This window comes from Streptomyces sp. Alt3 (assembly GCF_030719215.1).
GTDB lineage: Bacteria > Actinomycetota > Actinomycetes > Streptomycetales > Streptomycetaceae > Streptomyces > Streptomyces glycanivorans.
Window position 1 is genome coordinate 6,475,522 of record NZ_CP120983.1, and the last position, 21,363, is coordinate 6,496,884.

Genomic DNA, 21,363 nt, shown 5'->3' on the forward strand with positions numbered 1-21,363 from the left:
TTCTCGGAAGGTGGTGGGGTGACCGACGCAGGGCAGCCAGACATGGCGTATGTCCTCACTCAGGGTCCGCGCCCTGGTTCGACGTGACCGGCGACGAGAGTCTCCTGGCTCCCGGATCCGCAGTTCCTCCGGCCTTCCAGTCCGCGGTGGCGGACCGTGACTTCCGTGTGGAGGCTGCTCCCCGGTGACAGTGGCGGGACCGCGCCGGATTCGCACCGGCTTCCTCTCCTGTCGCCGTAAGGCCGGCCGGCGAGCCGGTCGGCCTAAATGGCTCCGGCAGTCCACCACGCTCCGCGAACGCCCGTCAACCTGCCGTTGACCTGCGAGGCTTCAGTGTGCTCAGACGCACACAGGGCCGGACACACACGTGGTGTGTCCGGCCCTGAGCGGGTGCCTACCCGGTGGGTCAGGCGACGATCAGAAAGATCCCGTAGGCGACCGCCGCCGCGCACAGCGCGAAGCAGGCGTACGCGCCGGTGCGCGCCAGGACGCCGCCACCGCCGCCCTGCGCCGTGGTCGTCTGCCTGGCGAGGCCGGTGATGCCGAGAGTGAAGAGGCCGACCAACGCGATGGTGATCACGAGGCTGACGCCGAAGACGGACGCGAGAGCTGCCCAGTCGATGTTCATGCGGATCTGTCCTTACACCGTGGCCGGCCGGTCGGCCGGGGTCTCGGACGCCGGGGCGTGGATGGTGGTCTTGAGTTCCGGGACACCCAAGCCGACGGGCGGCGGGCTGACGGCCGCGATGGCGGTCGTGACGACGCCCGCGGGCTCGTCCTCGGTCGCGTTCACATTGGTGTGGTCGACCGGCTTGCGGCGCGACAGCAGCCAGATGGCACCGGAGCCCGCGACGAGCAGGACGGCGACCACAGCGACGCCCCAGGGGCCCTGCTTGGTCAGGAACTCGGCACCCGCGCCGACGAGACCTGCGGCCGGCAGCGTCAGACCCCAGGCGACGAACATCCGGGTGGCCGTGGACCAGCGGACCACGCCCCCCTTGCGTCCGAGGCCCGCGCCCATGACGGCACCGGAGCAGGACTGGGTGGTCGAGAGGGAGAAACCGAGGTGCGAGGAGGCCAGGATGACCGTGGCCGCGCTCGTCTGGGCCGCGAAGCCCTGCGGCGGACGCAGGTCGGTGAGGCCGCTGCCCATCGTGCGGATGATGCGCCAGCCGCCGAGGTAGGTGCCGAGCGCGATGGCGATACCGGCGGAGGCGATGACCCAGACCGGCGGGTTGGAGCCGGGGGAGAGGACGCCGCCGGTGACCAGGGCCAGGGTGATGATGCCCATGGTCTTCTGCGCGTCGTTGGTGCCGTGGGCGAGCGAGACCAGTCCGGCCGAGGCGATCTGGCCGGCGCGGTACCCCTTCGCCGTCGACTTGAGCTGGGCCTCGTCGGTGATCTTCCGGTTGAGGCGGTACGTCAGCTTCGTGGCCAGCAGCGCGGCGACACCGGCCACCAGGGGCGCGGCGATCGCCGGCAGCAGGACCTTCGTGACGACGGTGCCGCCGTTGATCGAGGACCAGCCGGCCGACATCACCGCGGCGCCGATGAGGCCGCCGAAGAGTGCGTGGGAGGAACTGGAGGGCAGGCCGACCAGCCAGGTCAGCAGATTCCACAGGATCGCGCCGACGAGCGCGGCGAAGATGACCTCGGTTCTGAGGCCGTTCTCATTGATGATCCCGCCGGAGATCGTCTTGGCGACCTCCACCGACAGGAACGCGCCGACGAGGTTGAGAACGGCGGACATGGCCACCGCTGTCTTGGGCTTGAGAGCGCCGGTCGAGATGGTGGTCGCCATCGCGTTGGCGGTGTCGTGGAAACCGTTCGTGAAATCGAACACGAGAGCTGTCACGACCACAATCGCAAGCAGCAGCGTGATGTGTTCCATTTACCCAGGCAATCGTTCGACGTCATTGGCACGGGGAACGTAAGCAACCTGGATGAACGGAAGGTGAACTGGGCAGGGCGGCACGGTGACCCCAACCGCGTGGGCACGTTCCGCTTGTGTGTGCGAGGGGTGGGCCGGACCCCCGCCGCCGGTGCGGGGCCCGGCGTGGACAGTCCCCGCCCCGACCGATTTGCCCCGTTGGCGAGACATCGGTCACGCCGCCTTAGGATCCCCGCATGAGTGACGTGGGCAAGGACGCGATCCGGCAGGCGTGGGACGGTGTCGTCGCGACGGCCCGGCGGACCGCGACGGACGGCCTGGTCGTCGGTACCTCGGGGAACGTGTCGGCCCGGGTGGGCGACCTCGTCCTGGTCACCCCCAGCGGGGTGCCCTACGACAGACTCGGCCCGGAGGACGCCGTCGGTGTCGACCTCGAAGGGCGGCAGGTCCTGGGCGACATGGTCCCCACCAGCGAGCTCCCGCTCCACCTGGCCGTCCACCGCCACACCGACGCCGCGGCCGTCGTGCACACCCACGCCGTCCACGCCACGGCCGTCTCCACCCTCGTCCCCGAGGTGCCGCTCGTCCACTACGCCGCCGCGCTCCTCGGCGGCCCCGTCCGCACCGCCGCCTACGCGCGGTACGGGACGCGTGAGCTCGCCGACAACATGCTGGCCGCCCTGCGCGGCCGCACCGGGTGCCTGCTGCAGAACCACGGCACGGTCACCTACGGGAAGACCCTCGACGAGGCCTACGACCGCACCGCCCAGCTCGAATGGATGTGCAGGCTCTGGCTCACCGCGAGCTCCGTGCCCGGGCTCAGCCCGACGCTCCTCACGCCCGCCCAGCTGCGGGACGTGCAGGACGCCCTGGAGGGGTACGGACAGCCGGGCTGAGCCGGGCCCGGCACCGTACGGCCGAGGCCCACTGGCCGTCGGCGCCGCCGCCCGGGAGACTGGAGCCGTGCGCCCGGCAACAGCGGCGGCAGTGGCCGCCACCTCGGTCCTCGGCGTCGGCGCGGCAGCGGTCGCCGCCGGACGCTACGCCAGCGACGCCGCCCTCGGGGCGCCGTCGCCACGGCCCTTCCCGGCCGACCGTCGTCTCACCGTCCATGCCACCGCGGCCGGGCAGATCACCCTGACCCGCTCCTTCTCCGCCCTGCGGCCCGGCACGTACGGCCTGACCGGCCGCGACGTGCACGCGGTCGTCGGCCCGCTGATCGAACAGCCGCCCGGCGGCCCGGCGGTCTCCGCCGACACCGTCGTACGCCGGCTGGAGCGCGTCACCCTCGGAAGCCTGAAACCGGGCACCAGGGTCCGCCTCACCCCCGAGCTCCACCGCGGCGACCCGCTCGCCGCCCTCGGGCTCGCGTACAAGGAGGTCGAGGTCCCCGGCGAACTCGGCGCCCTGCCGGCCTGGTTCGTGCCCGGCGCCCGGGACACCTGGGTGATCACCGTGCACGGCCTCGGCACCACCAGGGACCACCCCCTGAACCTGACGGGGTTCCTCCACGACCAGCAGTTCCCCGTGCTCGACCTGGCCTACCGCGGTGACCCGGGCGCCCCGCGTTCCCCGGACGGGCTCGCCCACCTCGGCGAGTCCGAATGGCGCGACCTCGACGCGGCCATCCGCTACGCCCTCCGCTACGGGGCCGGGAAAGTCATCCTGCACGGCTGGTCGTCCGGCGCCTCGATGGCCCTGCACGCCGCCGTCAACTCCGCCCTCCGTGACCGCATCAGCGGCCTCGTCCTCGACTCCCCGGTCCTGGACTGGAGGACGACCCTGCGCGCGCTCGCCTCGGCCCGTGGCGTCCCCTCCGCGCTGCTGCCCCTCGCCGTCCGGGCCGCCCAGGGCCAGACGGGACTGCACGGCGCCCGGCTCCTGGACACGTCGGTGCCGACGGCCCTGCACGTGCCCACTCTGGTCGTCCACGGCCCCGACGACACCCTCGCCCCCTGGCAGGAGTCCCGGGAGCTCGCCGCCCGCCGGCCCGACCTCGTGACCCTGCACCCCGTACCGCAGGCTCCGCACGCGGCGATGTGGAACGCCGACCCCGCCGGCTACGAGGAGGCGCTCCGGCGCTTCCTCACGCCCCTGATGTGAGCTGATGAGCCGGAACCACCCGGTTGGTGACCCGGTCCTGAGCGCCTTCGAACCCCGGTGACACGGCTTCCGTTTGGGCTTTCGGCCCGTCAGGGGCAAGACTGCTCCTCGTGACGTCCCGTACCCCGCGCGACTCCAGGCTGCGACTTGTCCGCCCGCGACCCCAGGCAACCGCCCGCAAGGCCGTGACGACCCGGCGCACCAGGCCGGCCCCCGCCCACCCGAGGGCACACCGCCCCCGGCCGAACTGGCACGCCAGGCCAGGGCCGTACTGGCCGACGCCGTGCGGATCGCCCACTGGGCCGCGGACGGCACGAGCACGGGCTCCGCCCCGCTCGCCGCCCGGACCCTGGAGCGGGCCTCGGCGGCGCTCGACCTCTCCCCGGCCCAGGTGCGGGCCGGATGGGACCGGGCCAGGCTGGCCGGACTCATCGAACTGCACGGAGACACGGCACGCCCCGGCTGGCGGCTGCGCGCCTGGGACCGCGACGACTCCGCCGTGCTCCGCGGCTGGGTGGCGCTCTTCGACGCGTGGTCGCTCGTCCACGCCTCACCCGACGGCATCGAGACCACCGCCGTGGCGGAGGCCATCGAGGCGGTGCCCCAGGTGCTGTCACTCCTCCAGCTCTCGGCGGGCCCCGTCACCGTGCCCGCCCTCCTCGACCTGCTCGGCCAGCGCGTCGCCGAACTCCACGAGGAGCGGTGCGAGGTGCCGTACGGGCCGCAGGAGCAGCCCGCGCCCACCGGAGCGGAACCGGCCGACCTGAACGCGCTGCTGCTCGACTGGGCCCTGGAGGGCCTCGCCTCCGTCGGCGCGCTCACGCTGGGCGCCGGCCACGCCACCCTCACCCCGCTGGGCAACTGGGCGGTCTGGGTCAAGCTGGAGCAGATCTGCGTCGCGGCCCAGAGCCCCGCCGGCAACATCGAGCAGTCCGCCGCCGACATGCTGCTCGGCTGCGCACGCCTCACCCCCGGCCCGGCCCGCGCCGAATACCGCGCCTGGCTCGCCGCCCGGCCCGTCGGCAGCGCCGTGGCCGAGCTCCTGGCCGTCGCCCGCGGTGAGGACGCCCTGCTGCGCGGCCTCGCCTTCGAAGCCCTGCGCGTCGTCGGCGCCCCGGCGGAGCCCGTCGTCCGCTCCGTCGTCACGGAGGCGCCCCTGCGTCCCTACGCGCTCCTGTGGCTCGCCGAGTACGAGGGCACCGACCCGGACGACGCCCAGGACGTCCTCAGCCGGGAGGAGGCCACCTGGCTCTGGGTCGACACCGCAGCGGCCGTGGCCGACCACGGTGAGACCGGGCTGCTGGTCCGCCATCTCGACTCCGCCGTCCAGGGCACGGTTCCCGCGCTCCTGGACGAGGTGAGAGCCGTCGGGCACCCGCGGACCGTCCAGGTGCTGGTCGCCCTGGCCGCCGCCCACCCGGACCCGGCCCTCGCCAAAGCCGTACGCCGCGCGGCCTTCCAGGTGCACACCGGCGGGGTGTGACCGCGCAGCCCCGGGGCGTTCAGCCCGAGGACCCCGGGGCGTACGTACCGAAGCTCCAGACGTTGCCCTCGGCGTCCCGCGCCATGTAGTCGCGGCAGCCGTAGTCCTGGTCGGTGGGCGGCACGAGGATCTCCACGCCGTGCTCCACGGCCCGCGCGTGGTGGGCGTCCACCTCGTCCACCACCACGTACACCCCGGCAGGCCCTCCAGCGGCCATCGCCTCGGCGAAGACACCCCCGCGCCCCCTGGAGCCGAGCATCACCCTGCCGTTGCCGCAGGAGAGCTCGGCGTGGAGCACGCTGCCGTCGTCCCCCTCGTACACCGCTTCCGCGGTGAACCCCAGAGCCTCGGTCAGCACCCTGATCGCGGCCTTCGCGTCGTCGTACAGAATCGTCGGGAAGATCGTGGGAACGCCGCCCGTTCCTGCCATCGGACTCACCCTCTCCTGTCTCGCCCGCCCCAGTTACATGTGATCTGCATCTCAGTCTTCCACCGGTCGCCGACGGCGTCAGCCGAAGGTGTCGCACAGGCCGGGGTCCCCGACGCGGAGGCCCGTCGTGAACCACCGCCGGCGCTGTGCGGTGAGGAGGCGGGAGCATGCGGAAAAGCACGTGGACACCGCCAGTAGACTGAGTCCATGGCAATTCTCCTTGTGCATTAGACGGCGTCGAGTCGTGAACCCGCTGTCCCTCCGCCGTCCATACCGCCTTGGAGTTTTTCCGTGATCACCGCTTCCGGCATCGAGCTGCGTGCCGGCGCCCGCATCCTCATCGAGTCCGCCTCCTTCCGCATCGCCAAGGGCGACCGCATCGGCCTGGTCGGCCGGAACGGCGCGGGCAAGACCACCCTCACCAAGTGCCTGGCGGGCGAGGGGACACCGGCCGGCGGCACCATCGCCCGCAGCGGCGAGGTCGGCTACCTCCCCCAGGACCCGCGCACCGGAGACCTCGAGGTCCTGGCGCGTGACCGCATCCTCTCGGCCCGCGGGCTCGACGAGATCCTGCGCAAGATGCGGGAGAACGAGGAGCGGATGTCGAACGGCAAGGGCGCCACCCGCGAGAAGGCGATGAAGAAGTACGAGCGCCTGGAGACGGAGTTCCTCACCAAGGGCGGATACGCCGCCGAGGCCGAGGCCGCCACCATCGCCGCCGCGCTCAGCCTGCCCGACCGGGTGCTGGGCCAGCCCCTGCACACCCTCTCCGGTGGTCAGCGCCGTCGTGTCGAGCTCGCCCGGATCCTGTTCTCGGACGCCGACACCCTGCTCCTCGACGAGCCCACCAACCACCTCGACGCCGACTCGATCGTCTGGCTGCGCGACTACCTCAAGTCCTACCGGGGCGGCTTCATCGTGATCTCACACGATGTCGAGCTCGTCGAGACCGTGGTCAACAAGGTGTTCTACCTCGACGCCAACCGCGCGCAGATCGACATCTACAACATGGGCTGGAAGCTCTACCAGCAGCAGCGCGAGGCCGACGAGAAGCGCCGCAAGCGCGAGCGCCAGAACGCGGAGAAGAAGGCGGCGACGCTCAACGCCCAGGCCGACAAGATGCGGGCGAAGGCGACCAAGACCGTCGCCGCGCAGAACATGGCCAAGCGCGCCGACCGCCTGCTCTCCGGCCTGGAGGCCGTACGGGTCTCGGACAAGGTCGCCAAGCTGCGCTTCCCCGATCCCTCCCCCTGCGGCAAGACCCCGCTGATGGCGGAGGGCCTGTCCAAGTCCTACGGGTCGCTCGAGATCTTCACGGACGTGGACCTCGCCATCGACAAGGGCTCCCGGGTCGTCATCCTCGGCCTCAACGGTGCGGGCAAGACCACCCTGCTCCGTCTCCTCGGCGGCGCCGAGAAGCCCGACACCGGCGAGATCATCGAGGGGCACGGCCTCAAGCTCGGCTACTACGCGCAGGAGCACGAGACCCTCGACCCCGAGCGCACCGTCCTGGAGAACATGCGCTCCGCGGCACCCGACCTCGACCTCGTCGCGGTCCGCAAGACGCTCGGTTCGTTCCTGTTCTCGGGGGACGACGTGGACAAGCCCGCCGGCGTGCTCTCCGGTGGTGAGAAGACCCGGCTCGCCCTGGCGACGCTGGTCGTCTCGTCCGCCAACGTACTGCTGCTCGACGAGCCCACGAACAACCTCGACCCCGCCAGCCGCGAGGAGATCCTCGGGGCCCTGCGCACCTACAAGGGTGCCGTCGTCCTCGTCACCCACGACGAGGGCGCGGTCGAGGCGCTCCAGCCGGAGCGGATCATCCTGCTGCCCGACGGTGTCGAGGACCTCTGGGGTGCGGACTACCGCGACCTGGTCGCCCTGGCCTGACCCCGGAGGGCTCCCGGATCCGGTCCGGAACCCGGTGATCCAACGCGTCTGGATCATTCGGCCCATCGGTGATCCATCATCTGAGTGAGCACGTCTCGTACCCCGGCGCGGCGCCCGGCAGATAGCTGCCGGGCGCACTCATTTCCGGCCACCTCGCCCCGTACGGCCCTGACCTGCCCGTTTTTCCCGCAGCCGCTTCCGAATGGCGTCCAGGCCTGTGGGAATGCTGAATTCCGCTTGTGTCGGACCGCTCCGGGGCGCGGAATCCCGTCGTACGTACCTTGCCGAATGGGTGGCCAGGAAGCGCGGGAGGGGTGATCATGAGAGTCCAGAGCGCACTTCCTTGAGGAGGCACGGGTGGCCGAGACTCTGAAGAAGGGCAGCCGGGTTACCGGCGCCGCGCGCGACAAGCTCGCGGCAGACCTGAAGAAGAAGTACGACTCCGGTGCGAGCATCCGGGCGCTGGCCGAGGAAACGGGCCGCTCCTACGGATTCGTCCACCGGATGCTCAGCGAGTCCGGAGTCACGCTGCGGGGACGCGGCGGAGCGACTCGAGGCAAGAAGGCCGCTTCGGCCTGACGGCGGGCGACGGTCACGGGCCGGTCCGGACCGGCCCCGGAGCTCGCCGGAACACCGGGTGGCCACCCGGTCGGCCGTCAGGTCGTCCGGGTGGTTACTGTTCAGTACTCGTCCAGTAAGTGCTGACTGCACCCGGCTCCGGAGGCGTTCCATGACCTCGCTCGACTCTGTGCTCGACAAGGACGGCGTACGGCTCACCGTCGATGACGCGGTTGCCACGGTGACGCTCACCAACCCGGCCAAACGCAACGCTCAGTCTCCCGCTCTGTGGCGGGCGTTGGCAGAGGCCGGACGAGCGCTCCCCGGCAGCGTGCGGGTCGTCGTGCTGCGCGGCGAGGGCAAGTCCTTCTCCGCGGGACTCGACCGGCAGGCATTCGCACCCGGGGGATTCGACGGCGAGCCGTCCTTCCTCGACATGGCACGCGGCTCCGAGGCCGACCTCGACGCGACCATCGCCGAGTACCAGGAGGCGTTCACCTGGTGGCGCCGCAACGACATCGTGTCGATCGCGGCCGTCCAGGGGCACGCCATCGGGGCCGGCTTCCAGCTCGCCCTCGCCTGCGATCTGCGGATCGTCGCCGAGGACGTGCAGTTCGCCATGCGCGAGACCAGCCTCGGCCTCGTCCCCGACCTCACGGGCACGCACCCCCTGGTGAACCTCGTGGGGTACGCCCGCGCGCTCGAGATCTGCGCCACCGGGCGCTTCGTGCACGCGGAGGAGGCCGAGCGCACCGGCCTCGCCAACCTCGTCGTCCCCGCCGACCAGCTCGACGCGGCAGGCAGCGACCTGGCCGCGGCCCTGCTCGCAGCCCCGCGCGACGCGGTCGTCGAGACCAAGGCGCTGCTTGGCGGTGCCCTTTCGCGTACGTACGAGGAGCAGCGCACCGCCGAGCGTGCCGCGCAGGGCCGTCGGCTGCGCGACCTCGCCGGTCTCGCCGACTGAGCGGCCGGGACCCCTGCACCGCACCGCCCCTCGGCGTCCGGTGAGGGGCGGGGTCAGTCCCGTTCCACGACGGCCGTGACCAGTACCGCGACCGTGGGAGGGCCCTCCACGGCGCCGGCCACCGCCCCGCGCACCGCACGTGCGACGTCGAGTGCCCGGTGGCCCTCCGCCGTCGCGAGCTCCACCCGGACATGACCCTCCGACTGCTGCACGGCGCTGCCCAGCACACGGGTCAGCGAGACGACGCCCGGGACACCGGCCGCCGCCGCCCCGGCCGCCCCGTCGGGTTCCGCCGCCCGGACGTCCGCCGGCGGCTCCACGGCAGGCCGGGGTTCCTCCTCCAGCAGTTCCGTCACCCGCAGGTCGACCTCGTCGACCACCAGGCCGAGCCGCTGGGCCGCCGCCGTCAGCAGAGCCGCTCGCAACGCGTCGGCGGTCGCGGGCAGTGGCCGCCGTGCCGTCGCGGAGAAACCGGCCTCGATCCGCAGCGGGCCGGGTGGCAGCGCGCTGGGAGGCCCCGGCACCGCGGGCTCCGGGGCGTTGTCCGGGCCGGCCAGGGCGATCCGGAGCGTCCCCAGAACGGCCCCCGAACCGGCCGCCGCGTCCCGGAGCACGGCCGCGGCCGCCCGTTCGGCGATCCATGAACAGTCGGAGGGGCCGCCCAGAGGGAGCAACCTGCCCAGGCCGAGCCGTTGGCGCACGGCAGCGGTCCATCCGTCGGCCCGGTGCGGGCTGTCAGCCGTTGTCATTGCTCCACCCTGCCCCATCCACGGCGCGGGACCGGGGAAGCGCACTTACTGTGGGCCACGGAAGTCCAACCCGTCCCGAAGGGAAGAGCGGCGATGACCGAGAGCCCACAGCAGAACAGGCCCGACAGCCCCGGTGCCGCGTCCCGCGGTGACGACGGCAGGCAGAGCCAGCTCACCAAGCGTGGCGGGGGAGCCCCGGCCACCCGTGGGCGCACCACCATCGCCGACGGCGTGGTCGAGAAGATCGCCGGAATGGCGGCACGGGACGTCGTCGGCGTCCACGCGATGGGCAGCGGCCTCTCGCGGACCTTCGGCGCGGTGCGCGACCGGGTTCCGGGCAGCGGCAAGTCGGTGACCCGCGGCGTGAAGGCGGAGGTCGGCGAGTCGCAGACCGCGCTCGACCTGGAGATCGTCGTCGACTACGGCGTGGCGATCAGCGAGGTGGCCCGCGACGTCCGTGAGAACGTCATCGCGGCGGTCGAGCGGATGACCGGCCTGGAGGTCGTCGAGGTCAACATCGCGGTGAGCGACGTCAAACTGCCCGATGAGGACGACGACGAGGACGAGTCCGAGTCACGCGTCCAGTAGACCTCCCACGCGCGGCAGTTGAGGAGAGCACACGATGAGCATGGCTGTGGTCGGCCTGATGGCCGGCATGGCACTCGGTTTCGCCGGGTACTTCGGCGGGTTCGGGGCCTTTCTGCTGGTGGCCGCGCTGGGAGCGGTCGGCTTCGTCGCCGGTCGCTTCCTGGACGGCGACCTGGAACCCGGCGACTTCTTCCGGAGTCGCGAGCGCGGCGACCGGCGACAGTGACAGGGGCAACGGACCGGGTCGACGCCGCGGAGCGCGGGCAGACCCGGATCGCCGACCGGGTCGTCGCGAAGATCGCCGCGCAGGCGGCGAAGGAGGCTGTCGACGAGCGGCCCCAGGGCGCCGCCCCACCACGCGCCACCGTCACCGTGCACAACGACACCGCCCGGGTGCGGGTCAGCCTCGACCTCGCCTACCCCTGCGACATCGGCCGCCAGTGCGGGTCGGTGCGTCGCCGGGTGGCCGAGCGGGTAAGAGCACTTGCGGGGATGGAGGTGCCCGAGGTGGCGGTCCAGGTCGAACGGCTGCATCCGTCGGGAGCGGGCACCGCACCGGAGGGGAGCATCCGATGACCGAGCCCCAGGACCCGGAGAACCCCACCCGGCGAATGCCCACCGTCGGGGCGACACCACCGGGCGGCGTCCTCGAGATGGACCAGTCCGCCTCGGGCTCGACCTACGAGGCCGCGCCCGCGCCGGAACAGCCGGGCGGCAGGGCGGGCCGCTTCTGGTCCGGCCGCAGGATCCCCGCGGCGCTCGTCGCCCTGGTCGTCCTGGGCGGCTCGGGGATCCTCCTCTACGACGTCGCCGCCGTACGCGCGGACCACCCGGCCATGCAGTGGCGGCGCTCCGTCGCCGACGACCTGGCGAGCCGTCACCTCGACGACGTATGGGTCCTCGCGGGGTCCGCGCTGGCGGCCGCGCTCGGCCTCTGGCTGCTCCTGCTGGCTCTCACTCCCGGGCTGCGAGCCCTGCTTCCCATGAGCCGACGGCACACCGGTGTACGCGCCGGACTCGACCGCACCGCCGCAGCCCTGGTCCTGCGCGACCGGGCAGTGGAAGTGGCCGGCGTGCAGTCCGTACGGGTGAAGATGAGCCGCCGCAGGGCGACCGTCCGGGCGCTCTCGCACTTCCGTGAACTCGACGACGTCAGGGCCGATCTGGACACCGTCCTGTCCACGGCCGTCAGCGAACTGGACCTGGCGCGACCGCCCGGCCTCTCCGTGCGCGTGCGCCGGCCGGCGAAGAAGGGGTGACCCCGTGATCAAGACCGTCAACCGGGTCCTGCTCGGCCTGGCAGGGCTGGTCCTCGTCGTCGTCGGCGGCGCCGTCCTCGCGACGGGGCTCGGCCTGTCCATGCCCTCCTGGTGGCCCTGGGACGGCAAGGACGACGTGCTGCTCGGCAAGGACGACCGGACCAGGTGGCGGGACGAGGGCTGGTGGTGGCCCACTGTCATCGCGGTCCTCGCCGTCCTCGTGGTCCTCGCCCTGTGGTGGCTCCTCGCCCAGCTGCGCCGCGGGCGCCTCGCCGAGGTGCTGGTCGACAGCGGCGACGGCGAGGGCGCGCTGCTGCGGGGGAGGGCACTGGAGGGCGCGCTCGGCGACGAGGCGGAGGCCTTGGACGGGGTGTCCGCCGCCAAGGTGACACTGACCGGGCGGCGTACCGCCCCACGGGCCCGGGTACGGCTGCTGATGGAGCCGCACGCGGCCCCGGGCCTCGCGCTGCGGGGCCTCTCCGAGGGTGCGCTGACCCACGCGCGGACCTCGGCCGGGCTGGACGCGCTGCCTGCCGAGGTCCGTCTGAAGGCGGTCAAGCACCGCGCGGAACGGGTGAGCTGACCGACCTGCCCGGGCGGGGCCTTCAGAACCCGTGGCGGGCACCGCCGTCGACCGGCACCATGATGCCGGTCAGATAGGAGGCGGCGGGGGAGAGCAGGAAGGCCGAGGTCTTCCCGAACTCCTCCGGGGTGCCGTAGCGGCGCAGCGGGATGCGCGCCTCGTTGGCCGTGCGGGACGCCTCGGCGTCCCCGGACAGGGCGTCGAGTTCGCGCACCCGGTCCGTGTCGATCCGTGACGGCAGGACGCCGAAGACCCGGACACCGCGCGGACCCAGCTCGTCGGCCAGCGACTTCGCGAAACCGGCGAGACCGGGGCGCAGGCCGTTGGAGATCGTCAGACCGGCGATCGGCTCGTGCACCGACCCGGACAGCACGAAGCCGATGGCACCGCCCTCGCCGAGCGCCTCGGCCGCCGTACGGGCCAGACGCACGGCACCGAGGAAGACCGACTCGAACGCCGACTGCCACTGGTCGTCCGTGTTGTCGGCCAGGAAGCCCGGTGCGGGCCCGCCGACGCTGATCAGGATGCCGTCGAGCCTGCCGAAGCGTTCCTTCGCCACGTCCACGAGCCGCCGGGCGGCCAGCGGGTCCGCGTTGTCCGCGCCCACCCCGACCGCGTCGGCGCCCAGCTCGGCGGCGGCCTCGACGGCGTCCTTCTCGTCACGGCCGGAGATGATCACCTTCGCGCCGTCGGCGGCGAGGGCGCGCGCGGTGGCGTTGCCCAGCCCGCGGGTCGCCCCGGTGACGATGTACACACGGTCCTTCAGTCCAAGATCCATGGCCCTATCCTGCCAAGTCCTCACCGGCGAGGTCGACCGCGCTGTTCACCAGACCGACGTGGCTGAACGCCTGCGGGTAGTTGCCGAGCTGACGCCCGGCCCTCGAGTCGTACTCCTCGGCCAGCAGCCCCACGTCGTTGCGCAGGTCCAGCAGCCGGTCGAAGAGTGCTTCGGCCTCCTCCCTGCGGCCCGTCCGCAGCAGGGCGTCCACGAGCCAGAACGAGCAGGCGAGAAATGCCCCCTCGTCGCCGGGAAGACCGTCCACCGAGCCGCCCTCGGTGCTGTAGCGGCGGATCAGGCCGTCGTGGGCGAGCTCGTCGCGCACCGCGTCGACCGTCCCGATCACCCGGGGGTCGTCGGGCGGCAGGAAGCCGGTGCGCACGATGAGGAGCGTCGAGGCGTCCAGCTCCCGGGAGCCGTAGTACTGCGTGAAGGTGTTGCGCACGGGGTCGTAACCCTTCTCCAGGACCTCCGCGTGCACGGCGTCCCGCATCGCCCGCCACCGGTCGGCGTCCCCCGGCAGGCCGGGGTTCTCCTCCAGGGTGCGTACCGCCCGGTCGGCCGCGACCCAGGCCATCACCTTGGAGTGGACGAAGTGCCGGCGTTCCCCGCGCACCTCCCACAGGCCCTCGTCCGGCTCACGCCAGCTGGACTCGAGGAAGCCGAGCAGGCTGAGCTGGAGATTCCAGGCGTGCGGCTTGTCGTCGAGTCCGGCGGCCCGGGCCACCCTGAGCGAGTCGATGACCTCGCCGTACACGTCGAGCTGCAGCTGGCGGACCGCCGCGTTGCCCGTGCGGACCGGCAGCGAGTTCTCGTAGCCGGTCAGCCATGTCAGCTCCGACTCGGGCAGTCTGCGTTCCCCGGCGAGGCCGTACATGATCTGGAGGTCGGCGGGGTCGCCCGCCACCGCCCGGAGCAGCCAGTCACGCCACGCGGCCGCCTCCTGCACGTATCCCGCCGAGATCATGGCGCCCAGGGTGAGCGTGGAGTCCCGCAGCCAGCAGTAGCGGTAGTCCCAGTTCCGTACGCCGCCGATCTCCTCCGGCAGCGAGGTCGTGAGGGCCGCGACGATCCCCCCGGTGGGGGCGTAGGTGAGGGCCTTCAGAGTGATCAGCGAGCGGAGAACCGCCTCCCGGTGCCTGCCGTGGTAGGTGCACCGGGCCGACCACTTGGCCCAGTCGGTGAGGGTGTGCTTCAACGACTTGTGAGGGTCGATCAGCTTGGGGCGCGGGGAGTGCGAGGGGTGCCAGGTGAGGACGAACGCCACGGACTCGCCCTCGGCGACGGTGAAGGAGGAGCACGTGCTGAACTGCTGGCCCCACGTCTTGACCGCCGGCTCGCTGCGCAGCCAGACGGAGTCGGGGCCCGCGACCGCCACCCGGTGGCCGTGCGAGCGGCGCATCCACGGAACCACGGAGCCGAAGTCGAACCTCAGCCGCAGGACCGAGCTCATGTCGACGCTGCCGCTGACGCCCTCGACGATCCTCATGACATCGGGCGCCTTGTCGCGCTGCGGCATGAAGTCGATGACCTTGACGGTCCCGGTCCTGGTCTCCCAGAAGGTCTCCAGGACCAGGGAGTCCTCCACGTAGGCGCGCCGGGTACAGGTTTCCGTGCTGTCCGTGCCCTGGGGCGCGATGCGCCAGTGGCCGTTGTCCTCGTCGCCCAGCAGGGCGGCGAAACAGGCGCCGGAGTCGAAGCGGGGCAGACACAGCCAGTCGACGGAACCGTTCCTGCCGACCAGGGCGGCGGTCTGGAGATCGCCGATGATGGCGTAGTCCTCGATACGTGGGGTCACGCCTTGGCGTCTTCCCGAACCTGAGCCCCGCTAAGCAGCGAAACCGGTGCGAACGGAACGGGCGTGCGGGCCCTCAGGCGGTAGCCGGTTCCGGCTGCTCCGCCGCCTCGCCCTGCGCGGCGGCCTCTTCACGGTCGCGCTTCTCACGGCGTACGAGAATCACCCAGCCGACGGGGACCCCGGCGGCGAAGAGCCACCACTGCACGGCGTACGCCATATGAGGACCGATGGAGCCGTCATCGGGCGCGGCGATCGTCTCGGGGCTGCCGTCGGCGGGCGCCGGGCCGGTCATCTCCAGGTAGCCGCCCAGCACGGGACGGCCCAGCAGCTGCGACTGCTGCGCGCTGTTCATCAGCATCACCTGGCGGTCCGGCAGACCTTCCAGGTCCTTGATGCCACTGGCGCTCGTCGTCTCGTCAGCCTTGAGCCGGCCGGTGACCGTGACCTCGCCGCGCGGCGGAGCCGGGACCTCGGGGAAGGACTGCTGGTCGGCGGCGGCCGGGACCCATCCCCGGTTGACCAGGACCGTGCCCCCGCCCTTGAGGTCCAGCGGGGTCAGGACCAGGACGCCGATGCGCTCGTCCTGCGAGGTGCGGCGGCGTACGACCACCTCGTGCTCGGTGTCGAACGTCCCGGTGGCCGTCACGGCACGCCAGTAGTCGGAGCGCGGGACCGTGTGCCCGGGAGAGGTGAGGCGGGTGACGGGGACCGGGTCCGCCTCGAGGTTCCGGGTGATCAGCGCGTTCTGCTCGACGCGGTGTTCGTGCCGGTGCAGCTGCCAGAAACCCAGCTCCACCATCGTGGGGATCATGGCGAGGACGAGCAGGGTGAGGATCACCCACTGCCGGGTCAACAGGAAGCGGTACACCCCATGACCGTACAACCGGGGTCATGGGGTGCGGCACGGAGGGTCCCCCGTGCGGACCGGTCCTGCCCGTCACACTTTGTCCACGATGCCCGCTCTCCCCTCGGCGCGGGCGCAGTGGCCGCCGCAGTACCAGTGGCCTTCGACCTCGACGCCCTGGCCGATGACCTGGACCCGGCAGTGCTCACAGATGGGTGCCATGCGGTGAATGGCGCAGGAGAAGCAGTCGAAGACGTGCACCGCGCCCTGCGCGTGCACCTCGAAGGACATCCCGTAGTCGTTTCCGCAAACCTCGCAACGTGCCATGCGCCACAGGGTGGGACGCCGGGCTGCGACGGGCGAGCCGGTGCGGGGCGAGTCGCCGCCGGTTCACTCCGATGACGGCGACGGCTTCGGCACGGCGACCGTCCTGGCCGGTGCCACATCCCTCAGGAGATGGGTGAACGCGCTCTCCTCCAGGACCGGGGTCCCGAACGACTTCGCCTTCACCGTCTTGGACGTCGCCGAGTCCGGGTCGTTGGTGACGAGCAGACTCGTCAGCCGGGACACGCTGGTCGCCACGTGCAGGCCGGCCTCCACGGCCCGGTCCTCCAGGAGTTCCCGGTCGATCGAGGTGTCTCCCGAGAAGGCCACCCGCATGCCCTGCATGAGAGGTTTGTCCGACTCATAGCGTCCGGGGTTCGGATGCGGGCACGCGGGACGCTTGCGCGAGGGACGCCAGCTGCCCTGCCCCTGCGACGGCCGGTAGCCGGCACGCGGGGTGACCGGGGAGTCGTACCACTCCGTCAGCGGGCGGCACTCCAGCAGCGGCAGCCGCACCCCGCCCTTGGCCGCCGCGTGCAGGCTCGGCCGGAAGGCCTCGGCCAGCACCCGCGCGTCGTCCAGGGCGTGGTGCGCGTGCTGCTGCACCACGCCGAAGTGCGCGGCGAGCGACTCCAGCTTGTGGTTGGGCAGGGGGAGCCGGAGCTCCTTGGCCAGCGCGATGGTGCACAGCCGCTGCTTGACGGGCGCGGTGACCGCCGCCCGGGCGTACTCCCGGGCGATCATCGACCAGTCGAACGCGGCGTTGTGGGCGACGAGCACCCGTCCGGCCAGCCGCTCCGACAACTCCGCGGCGACCTGCGGGAAGAGCGGCGCCCCCTCGAGGACGTCGCTGGTCAGCCCGTGGATCCAGACGGGGCCCGGGTCCCGCTCGGGGTTCACCAGCGTGTACCAGTGGTCCTCGACGTCGCCTCTCGCGTCCAGGCGGTACACGGCAGCGGAGATTATCCGGTCGTCGCGGGCGAGTCCGGTGGTCTCCACGTCGACGACCGCGTACCCCTGGGGGTAGGCGGCCGGCCACGGCACTGCGGTCTGACGGTCGTCGAGCATGGTCACAGAGAATACGGGCCGCCACCGACAGCCACCTATCCGGGACCTTCGGCCGCGAACCCGGACAGCACGCCGCGCAGTTGACCACGGCCCCGGAAACGCTGCGCGGAGCGCGGGTCGGGGGTGTGCCCGGAGCGGGCCCGGTGAGACGCTCGCGGGGTGACGGACACACAGGAGCAGGCACACGACGAACCCCACGGCGGAGGGCTCGGAACCCGGCTCAACTGGCTCCGGGCCGCCGTGCTCGGCGCCAACGACGGGGTGGTCTCCACCGCCGGCATCGTCGTCGGTGTGGCCGGGGCCACGGGCGAGCGGTCCACCCTGCTGACGGCCGGCCTGGCGGGGCTGCTCGCGGGGTCCATGTCGATGGCGGCCGGCGAATACGTGTCGGTGTCCACCCAGCGCGACTCGGAGAAGGCCGCGCTGGAGACGGAGAAACGGGAACTCCGGGAGACCCCGGAGGCCGAGCTCGCCGAGCTGACCGGGCTGCTGGAGGAGAAGGGACTGAGCCACGAGCTCGCCCGCGAGGCCGCCGTCCAGCTCACCCGGCGCGACGCGCTGCGCGCCCACGCGGAGGTCGAGCTGGGCATCGACCCTGACGAACTGACCAACCCCTGGCACGCGGCCGGGGCGAGCTTCCTGGCCTTCACGGTGGGTGCGCTGTTGCCCCTGCTGGCGATCGTGCTGCCGCCCACCCCGGTACGGCTCCCCGTCACGGTGGTCTCGGTCCTCGCGGCCCTGGCGCTCACCGGCTGGTGGAGCGCCAGGCTGGGCGAGGCGCCGGCGGGGCGGGCGGTGCTGCGGAACATGGCCGGGGGAGCGGTGGCCATGGCGGTGACGTACGGCGCGGGGGCGTTGCTGGGGGCGGCGGGGGTGTGAGAGCAGGGCCACTAGAGTTTGCGTACGATCCGCCCGGGCGGGAAGAGCTCGGTGCCGGTGACCCTCGTCTCGACCCCGACGTGGATGGTGAGGCCATCCTGACAGGCCAAGGGGGCGAGGTCCACGGGGTCGTCCTCGGGATAGGCGTACACGTACAGCCGGGTCAGTGCGGGCAGCTCCCGCAGCGGCGCCAGACCGGCCGGGTACCGACAGCAGTTCAGGATCAGGGTGTCCAGGGCGGTGCATCCCGCGAGGGCGCTCAGGTCGGGGAGGCCCTGCCAGCCCAGGATGAGGCACTTGAGACCGCGCAGGAGCGGGCTCTTCATGACGTGAAGCAGATGCCTGTGGTCGTACAGGCCGAGTTCCTCCAGTGCGGACCATTGCTCAAGCCCTTCCAGGCTGAGGTCTCCGGTCTCCTTGGACAGGGTGAGCGACGTGAGGCGGGGGCTGAGGGCCAGCTCGCCGATGCTTTCGACAGGGAAACGGTGCCCCAGGTTGAGGGAGGTGACTTCCGTGAGTGGTTCCAGCTGCTCCATCGGGACGTCTGGATGCAGTTGCACCAGCGAGAGCCAGGTCAGCGGGAGCTCCGAGAGCGGGCTCAGGTCGCGGACACCCGGGCAGAGGCTGAGGCCGATCTCCGTGAGTGAGCGCATCGAGGCCACCGGGGCGATGTCGGTCAGTGCCTTGTTGTCGTAGACGAAAAGTCTTTCCATCCCGCGGCGCGAGATGAGTGGGGAAAGGTCCTCGTGGCTTCCTTGAACCCGGATCGCCCTTGCCTCGGGCACCCATTGCAGTGCCGCCATCTGGTCCGCGTTGGTCACGGACACGTGGACCTCGTTCCAGGTCCGCGGCGCGAGCATCTCCCGGGCGTACGTCTCGGTGGTGTCGAAGGAGTTCCACATGGTCGTCACCTGGGAAGCCACTGAATCCCGCTCGTCGTCCCGGTAGCGCTTGACCACCTCGTACGCCGCGTCACCGCCCACAAGGGAAGCCGTCAGCACCACGCAGCCCGCCGCGTACTCCTCCGGAACATCCTCCGGCCCCGGCAGCAGCTCCAGGACCAGCTCGCCCACCGATGCCAGCTCCTCGGCCTCGGCCCGCGTGCGCGGCGGCAGCAGGTCCGCCGTCTGCCGTTGCACCTCCGCCCTCACGGCGGGATCCAGTTCCGGCGCGTGCTCCAGGCTCGCCGCGGCCAGCAGCACCAGGCGGTGCCGGTGCTTGCGGGCGCGGTCCGCCCGCTTCAGCAACTGACGTAGCAGCCGGGCACGTTCGTCGGCGCGGGCGTGGCCCACCGCCATCTGGATCACGTCGTGCCACTGGTCGTCGTGGGCGTGCTGGACCAGCACGCCGAAGTCGCGGGCCTCCACGGCGGCCTTCGCGCCGAGATAGTCCTGGAACGTCCGGTGCACGAAGCCCACCGCGCCCGGGGCGGGTTCACGCAGCAGCCCGCTCCTGATCAGCAGGTGGGAGAAGACCTCCTCGGCGCTGCCCCGGATCTGGGACATGGCGTTCATCCACTCCGCCACCATCGCCACGGTCTCGTCCCGGTCCGCCTCCGCCTGGCCGTTGCGGATCAGCCAGTACGCCAGCCGCTGCAGCAGCGCCGTCTGTTCCTCCCGCGTCAGGTCGACGCCCTCCACCCCGACGATCTCGCGCTCGGTGTCGCGGCGTACGAGCAGCATGTCCAGCGCGGCGTCGTAGAGCTCCTTGCGGGCGCGTGGAAGCTGCATCCGCCGGTCCCGGTTCAGCGCGCACAGGAGGGCGCACATGAGCGGGTTGGTGGCGAGCCGCCCCAGGTCGGGGCGGGTCGTCACGGCCCGGCGCAGCGAGGTTTCGTACACGTCGAGCTGTGCGCGCTGCTCGTCGGACACGCACTCGGACCGGGCGGCCGCGTGCCAGTGGTCGACGAACGCGTGGATGTCCTTCCGGTCCATCGCCAGCAGGGAGTGCGCCTCGAAACCGGACCCGGCGAGCCAGCTCTCCGGGACGGCGGACGGCCGGGTCGTCACCACATAACGAGACCTCGGGTAGGCCGCGATCAGGTCCTTCAGCCACTTCTCCGTGCGATGGCGCAGCCGCATCGGCACCTCGTCGACCCCGTCCACAAGGACCAGGCCGCGGCCGTCCGTCAGCAGGGCGTCCACCCAGCCGGCCGGCGCCGAGCCGTGCAGCGGGATGCCGGCCGCGCGCAGGAAGTCCTCGGGGGTGGGCAGCGTGCCGTGCGAGGTGAAGGCGCGCAGTCGCAGCACGAACGGCACGCAGCGGTTCCAGTCCGCGAGGTCACCCCCGAAGGCGCGGCGGGCGGCGTTCAGCGCCAGCCACTGCACCAGTGTGCTCTTGCCGGAACCGGCCGGACCGCGCAGCAGCAGCCGGTCCGTTCCGGACAGTGCCTGTTCCACGGAGACCGTGACCGTGGCGGTGCGGTCCAGTCCGTCCTGCCCGGCACCGTCGCCGCTCACGCTCAGGCTGATGTAGGCGGTCTCCAGCGGCCACTCGCTCGCCGTCCGCCCCAGCGTCAGCCCGAACAGTCCCATCCGGCAGTTCGTGGTGGCCATGAAGTCGGCGTACCGCTGCTCGAAGGCGAGGGCCGCGGCGTCCGGCCGGGGGCCGACCCGGGAGCGTACGTCCTCCAGCAGCTCCCGGGTACGTCCGGTGCTCCGGACCTGTTCCACCACCGCGCGCGCCGCGAACGACGGGTGGGCGGTCAGCTGTTCCACGAGGTGCTCGCAGCACCTCGTGAGCACCTCCTCGTACAGCTCGGCCGCGCGTGGCGAGAGGCCGGCCACGGGGGCGGACAGGTCCGCGCACAGCAGGCCCGCGTCTAGTTCCAGCGCGAGGAGCCGTTCCGCGCCCAGGTCGCCTGCAGAGGCGAAGGTGTCGTGCACGGAGTCGAGAGCGGCGAGGCGTTCGTGCTCGGGCAGGTCCGCGTACCGCTCGGTGAGCCGGCCGCCGAGCACTTTCACCAGCCGGTCCGGCTTCGCGGGGCGGGGGAGAGGCCGGACCGGGTCGGGGACCAGACCCGCGCCGGGCCTGGGAGCCAGTAGTGACCTGGCGACCGTGCCGATGACCGTGGTCGCCAGCCGGATCAGAGCAACTTCCGTACCCGACACGTGTGTTCCTCCCCCTGGACTACCCGCGTGCCGGAGATCCTACGACGGGGCGGTTGGCGGAACC

At 72.0% G+C, this 21,363-nt stretch carries 21 protein-coding genes, 1 pseudogene and 1 riboswitch; of the genes and pseudogenes, 12 read left to right on the forward strand and 10 right to left on the reverse strand.

Annotation, left to right across the window (positions count from 1 at the left end; translation table 11 throughout):
- Positions 1–97: 97 nt before the first annotated feature.
- Positions 98–226, reverse strand: a riboswitch (cobalamin riboswitch).
- 180 nt (positions 227–406) lie between these two features.
- On the reverse strand, positions 407–628 hold the full coding sequence (locus P8A20_RS28575; RefSeq protein WP_147962032.1) for a hypothetical protein: 222 nt from the start codon (positions 626–628) through the stop codon (positions 407–409).
- A gap of 12 nt (positions 629–640) precedes the next feature.
- Positions 641–1,891, reverse strand: coding sequence for an inorganic phosphate transporter (locus tag P8A20_RS28580; RefSeq protein WP_147962033.1), 1,251 nt, complete (start codon positions 1,889–1,891; stop codon positions 641–643).
- Between the two features lie 236 nt (positions 1,892–2,127).
- On the opposite strand from P8A20_RS28580, the gene P8A20_RS28585 reads away from it, so the two are divergent.
- The 3 genes and pseudogenes from P8A20_RS28585 (at position 2,128) to P8A20_RS28595 (ending at position 5,477) form a co-directional block, all read left to right on the forward strand.
- Entirely contained in the window at positions 2,128–2,787 is a 660-nt protein-coding gene (locus P8A20_RS28585) for a class II aldolase/adducin family protein (protein ID WP_147962034.1), read from the forward strand.
- A 67-nt stretch (positions 2,788–2,854) separates the two neighbouring features.
- Positions 2,855–3,994, forward strand: coding sequence for an alpha/beta hydrolase (locus P8A20_RS28590; RefSeq protein ID WP_306104489.1), 1,140 nt, complete (start codon positions 2,855–2,857; stop codon positions 3,992–3,994).
- A 185-nt stretch (positions 3,995–4,179) separates the two neighbouring features.
- Positions 4,180–5,477 (forward strand): annotated as a pseudogene (locus P8A20_RS28595) (hypothetical protein).
- A gap of 19 nt (positions 5,478–5,496) precedes the next feature.
- Here the strand turns inward: P8A20_RS28595 and P8A20_RS28600 are convergent.
- Positions 5,497–5,907, reverse strand: a complete 411-nt coding sequence (locus tag P8A20_RS28600) for a VOC family protein (protein WP_306104490.1) — start codon at positions 5,905–5,907, stop codon at positions 5,497–5,499.
- Between the two features lie 291 nt (positions 5,908–6,198).
- Here P8A20_RS28600 and P8A20_RS28605 point away from each other — a divergent pair, with 291 nt between their 5' ends.
- The 3 genes from P8A20_RS28605 (at position 6,199) to P8A20_RS28615 (ending at position 9,319) form a co-directional block, all read left to right on the forward strand.
- The gene (locus tag P8A20_RS28605; protein WP_147962038.1) at positions 6,199–7,797 is read left to right on the forward strand and encodes an ABC-F family ATP-binding cassette domain-containing protein; all 1,599 of its coding nucleotides are present in this window, start codon (positions 6,199–6,201) and stop codon (positions 7,795–7,797) included.
- A 357-nt stretch (positions 7,798–8,154) separates the two neighbouring features.
- Positions 8,155–8,376 carry a helix-turn-helix domain-containing protein gene (locus tag P8A20_RS28610; protein WP_006123601.1) on the forward strand — a complete coding sequence of 74 codons (222 nt, stop codon included), beginning with the start codon at positions 8,155–8,157 and terminating at the stop codon, positions 8,374–8,376.
- A 151-nt stretch (positions 8,377–8,527) separates the two neighbouring features.
- Positions 8,528–9,319, forward strand: coding sequence for an enoyl-CoA hydratase/isomerase family protein (locus P8A20_RS28615; protein ID WP_147962039.1), 792 nt, complete (start codon positions 8,528–8,530; stop codon positions 9,317–9,319).
- A 53-nt stretch (positions 9,320–9,372) separates the two neighbouring features.
- Here the strand turns inward: P8A20_RS28615 and P8A20_RS28620 are convergent, their stop codons facing one another.
- Positions 9,373–10,068, reverse strand: a complete 696-nt coding sequence (locus P8A20_RS28620; protein ID WP_147962040.1) for a hypothetical protein — start codon at positions 10,066–10,068, stop codon at positions 9,373–9,375.
- A gap of 93 nt (positions 10,069–10,161) precedes the next feature.
- Between P8A20_RS28620 and P8A20_RS28625 the strand changes: the two genes are divergently transcribed.
- From P8A20_RS28625 to amaP, 5 genes are read left to right on the forward strand one after another with little or no spacing between them, the layout of a single operon-like run.
- Positions 10,162–10,656 carry an Asp23/Gls24 family envelope stress response protein gene (locus P8A20_RS28625; RefSeq protein WP_147962041.1) on the forward strand — a complete coding sequence of 165 codons (495 nt, stop codon included), beginning with the start codon at positions 10,162–10,164 and terminating at the stop codon, positions 10,654–10,656.
- A gap of 34 nt (positions 10,657–10,690) precedes the next feature.
- Positions 10,691–10,882, forward strand: coding sequence for a hypothetical protein (locus tag P8A20_RS28630; RefSeq protein ID WP_147962042.1), 192 nt, complete (start codon positions 10,691–10,693; stop codon positions 10,880–10,882).
- On the forward strand, positions 10,879–11,232 hold the full coding sequence (locus P8A20_RS28635) for an Asp23/Gls24 family envelope stress response protein (RefSeq protein ID WP_147962043.1): 354 nt from the start codon (positions 10,879–10,881) through the stop codon (positions 11,230–11,232). The genes P8A20_RS28630 and P8A20_RS28635 overlap by 4 nt, the downstream gene beginning before the upstream one ends.
- Positions 11,229–11,915: a DUF6286 domain-containing protein gene (locus P8A20_RS28640; RefSeq protein WP_306104491.1), complete on the forward strand. Its 687-nt coding sequence runs from the start codon at positions 11,229–11,231 to the stop codon at positions 11,913–11,915. Before P8A20_RS28635 ends, P8A20_RS28640 begins: the two co-directional genes overlap by 4 nt.
- A 4-nt stretch (positions 11,916–11,919) precedes the next feature.
- The gene (amaP, locus tag P8A20_RS28645; protein ID WP_147962044.1) at positions 11,920–12,498 is read left to right on the forward strand and encodes an alkaline shock response membrane anchor protein AmaP; all 579 of its coding nucleotides are present in this window, start codon (positions 11,920–11,922) and stop codon (positions 12,496–12,498) included.
- Between the two features lie 22 nt (positions 12,499–12,520).
- On the opposite strand, the gene P8A20_RS28650 is transcribed toward amaP, so the two are convergent.
- The 5 genes from P8A20_RS28650 to P8A20_RS28670 form a co-directional block, all read right to left on the reverse strand.
- Positions 12,521–13,276, reverse strand: a complete 756-nt coding sequence (locus tag P8A20_RS28650) for an SDR family oxidoreductase (RefSeq protein ID WP_147962045.1) — start codon at positions 13,274–13,276, stop codon at positions 12,521–12,523.
- A 4-nt stretch (positions 13,277–13,280) separates the two neighbouring features.
- Positions 13,281–15,074, reverse strand: a complete 1,794-nt coding sequence (locus P8A20_RS28655) for a glycoside hydrolase family 15 protein (protein ID WP_147962046.1) — start codon at positions 15,072–15,074, stop codon at positions 13,281–13,283.
- Between the two features lie 73 nt (positions 15,075–15,147).
- Positions 15,148–15,942: an SURF1 family cytochrome oxidase biogenesis protein gene (locus P8A20_RS28660; RefSeq protein ID WP_147962047.1), complete on the reverse strand. Its 795-nt coding sequence runs from the start codon at positions 15,940–15,942 to the stop codon at positions 15,148–15,150.
- A gap of 69 nt (positions 15,943–16,011) precedes the next feature.
- The gene (locus P8A20_RS28665; RefSeq protein ID WP_014156997.1) at positions 16,012–16,245 is read right to left on the reverse strand and encodes a metallothionein; all 234 of its coding nucleotides are present in this window, start codon (positions 16,243–16,245) and stop codon (positions 16,012–16,014) included.
- 63 nt (positions 16,246–16,308) lie between these two features.
- Entirely contained in the window at positions 16,309–17,316 is a 1,008-nt protein-coding gene (locus P8A20_RS28670) for a DEDDh family exonuclease (protein WP_306104492.1), read from the reverse strand.
- Between the two features lie 153 nt (positions 17,317–17,469).
- Between P8A20_RS28670 and P8A20_RS28675 the strand changes: the two genes are divergently transcribed.
- A complete protein-coding gene (locus P8A20_RS28675) occupies positions 17,470–18,189 on the forward strand; it encodes a VIT1/CCC1 transporter family protein (protein ID WP_306104493.1) in 720 nt (239 codons plus the stop codon).
- A gap of 11 nt (positions 18,190–18,200) precedes the next feature.
- Here P8A20_RS28675 and P8A20_RS28680 read toward each other — a convergent pair whose 3' ends face one another.
- A complete protein-coding gene (locus tag P8A20_RS28680; protein WP_306104494.1) occupies positions 18,201–21,299 on the reverse strand; it encodes an NACHT domain-containing protein in 3,099 nt (1,032 codons plus the stop codon).
- Positions 21,300–21,363 lie beyond the last annotated feature (64 nt).

What these genes read in the sequence shown, in the direction of transcription:
- P8A20_RS28650 (WP_147962045.1), bottom strand. Translation starts at nt 13,276, where the DNA reads ATGGATCTTGGACTGAAGGACCGTGTGTACATCGTCACCGGGGCGACC.
- P8A20_RS28600 (WP_306104490.1), bottom strand. Translation starts at nt 5,907, where the DNA reads ATGGCAGGAACGGGCGGCGTTCCCACGATCTTCCCGACGATTCTGTAC.
- P8A20_RS28580 (WP_147962033.1), bottom strand. Translation starts at nt 1,891, where the DNA reads ATGGAACACATCACGCTGCTGCTTGCGATTGTGGTCGTGACAGCTCTC.
- P8A20_RS28585 (WP_147962034.1), top strand. Translation starts at nt 2,128, where the DNA reads ATGAGTGACGTGGGCAAGGACGCGATCCGGCAGGCGTGGGACGGTGTC.
- P8A20_RS28625 (WP_147962041.1), top strand. Translation starts at nt 10,162, where the DNA reads ATGACCGAGAGCCCACAGCAGAACAGGCCCGACAGCCCCGGTGCCGCG.
- P8A20_RS28665 (WP_014156997.1), bottom strand. Translation starts at nt 16,245, where the DNA reads ATGGCACGTTGCGAGGTTTGCGGAAACGACTACGGGATGTCCTTCGAG.
- P8A20_RS28630 (WP_147962042.1), top strand. Translation starts at nt 10,691, where the DNA reads ATGAGCATGGCTGTGGTCGGCCTGATGGCCGGCATGGCACTCGGTTTC.
- P8A20_RS28640 (WP_306104491.1), top strand. Translation starts at nt 11,229, where the DNA reads ATGACCGAGCCCCAGGACCCGGAGAACCCCACCCGGCGAATGCCCACC.
- P8A20_RS28620 (WP_147962040.1), bottom strand. Translation starts at nt 10,068, where the DNA reads ATGACAACGGCTGACAGCCCGCACCGGGCCGACGGATGGACCGCTGCC.
- P8A20_RS28615 (WP_147962039.1), top strand. Translation starts at nt 8,528, where the DNA reads ATGACCTCGCTCGACTCTGTGCTCGACAAGGACGGCGTACGGCTCACC.
- P8A20_RS28575 (WP_147962032.1), bottom strand. Translation starts at nt 628, where the DNA reads ATGAACATCGACTGGGCAGCTCTCGCGTCCGTCTTCGGCGTCAGCCTC.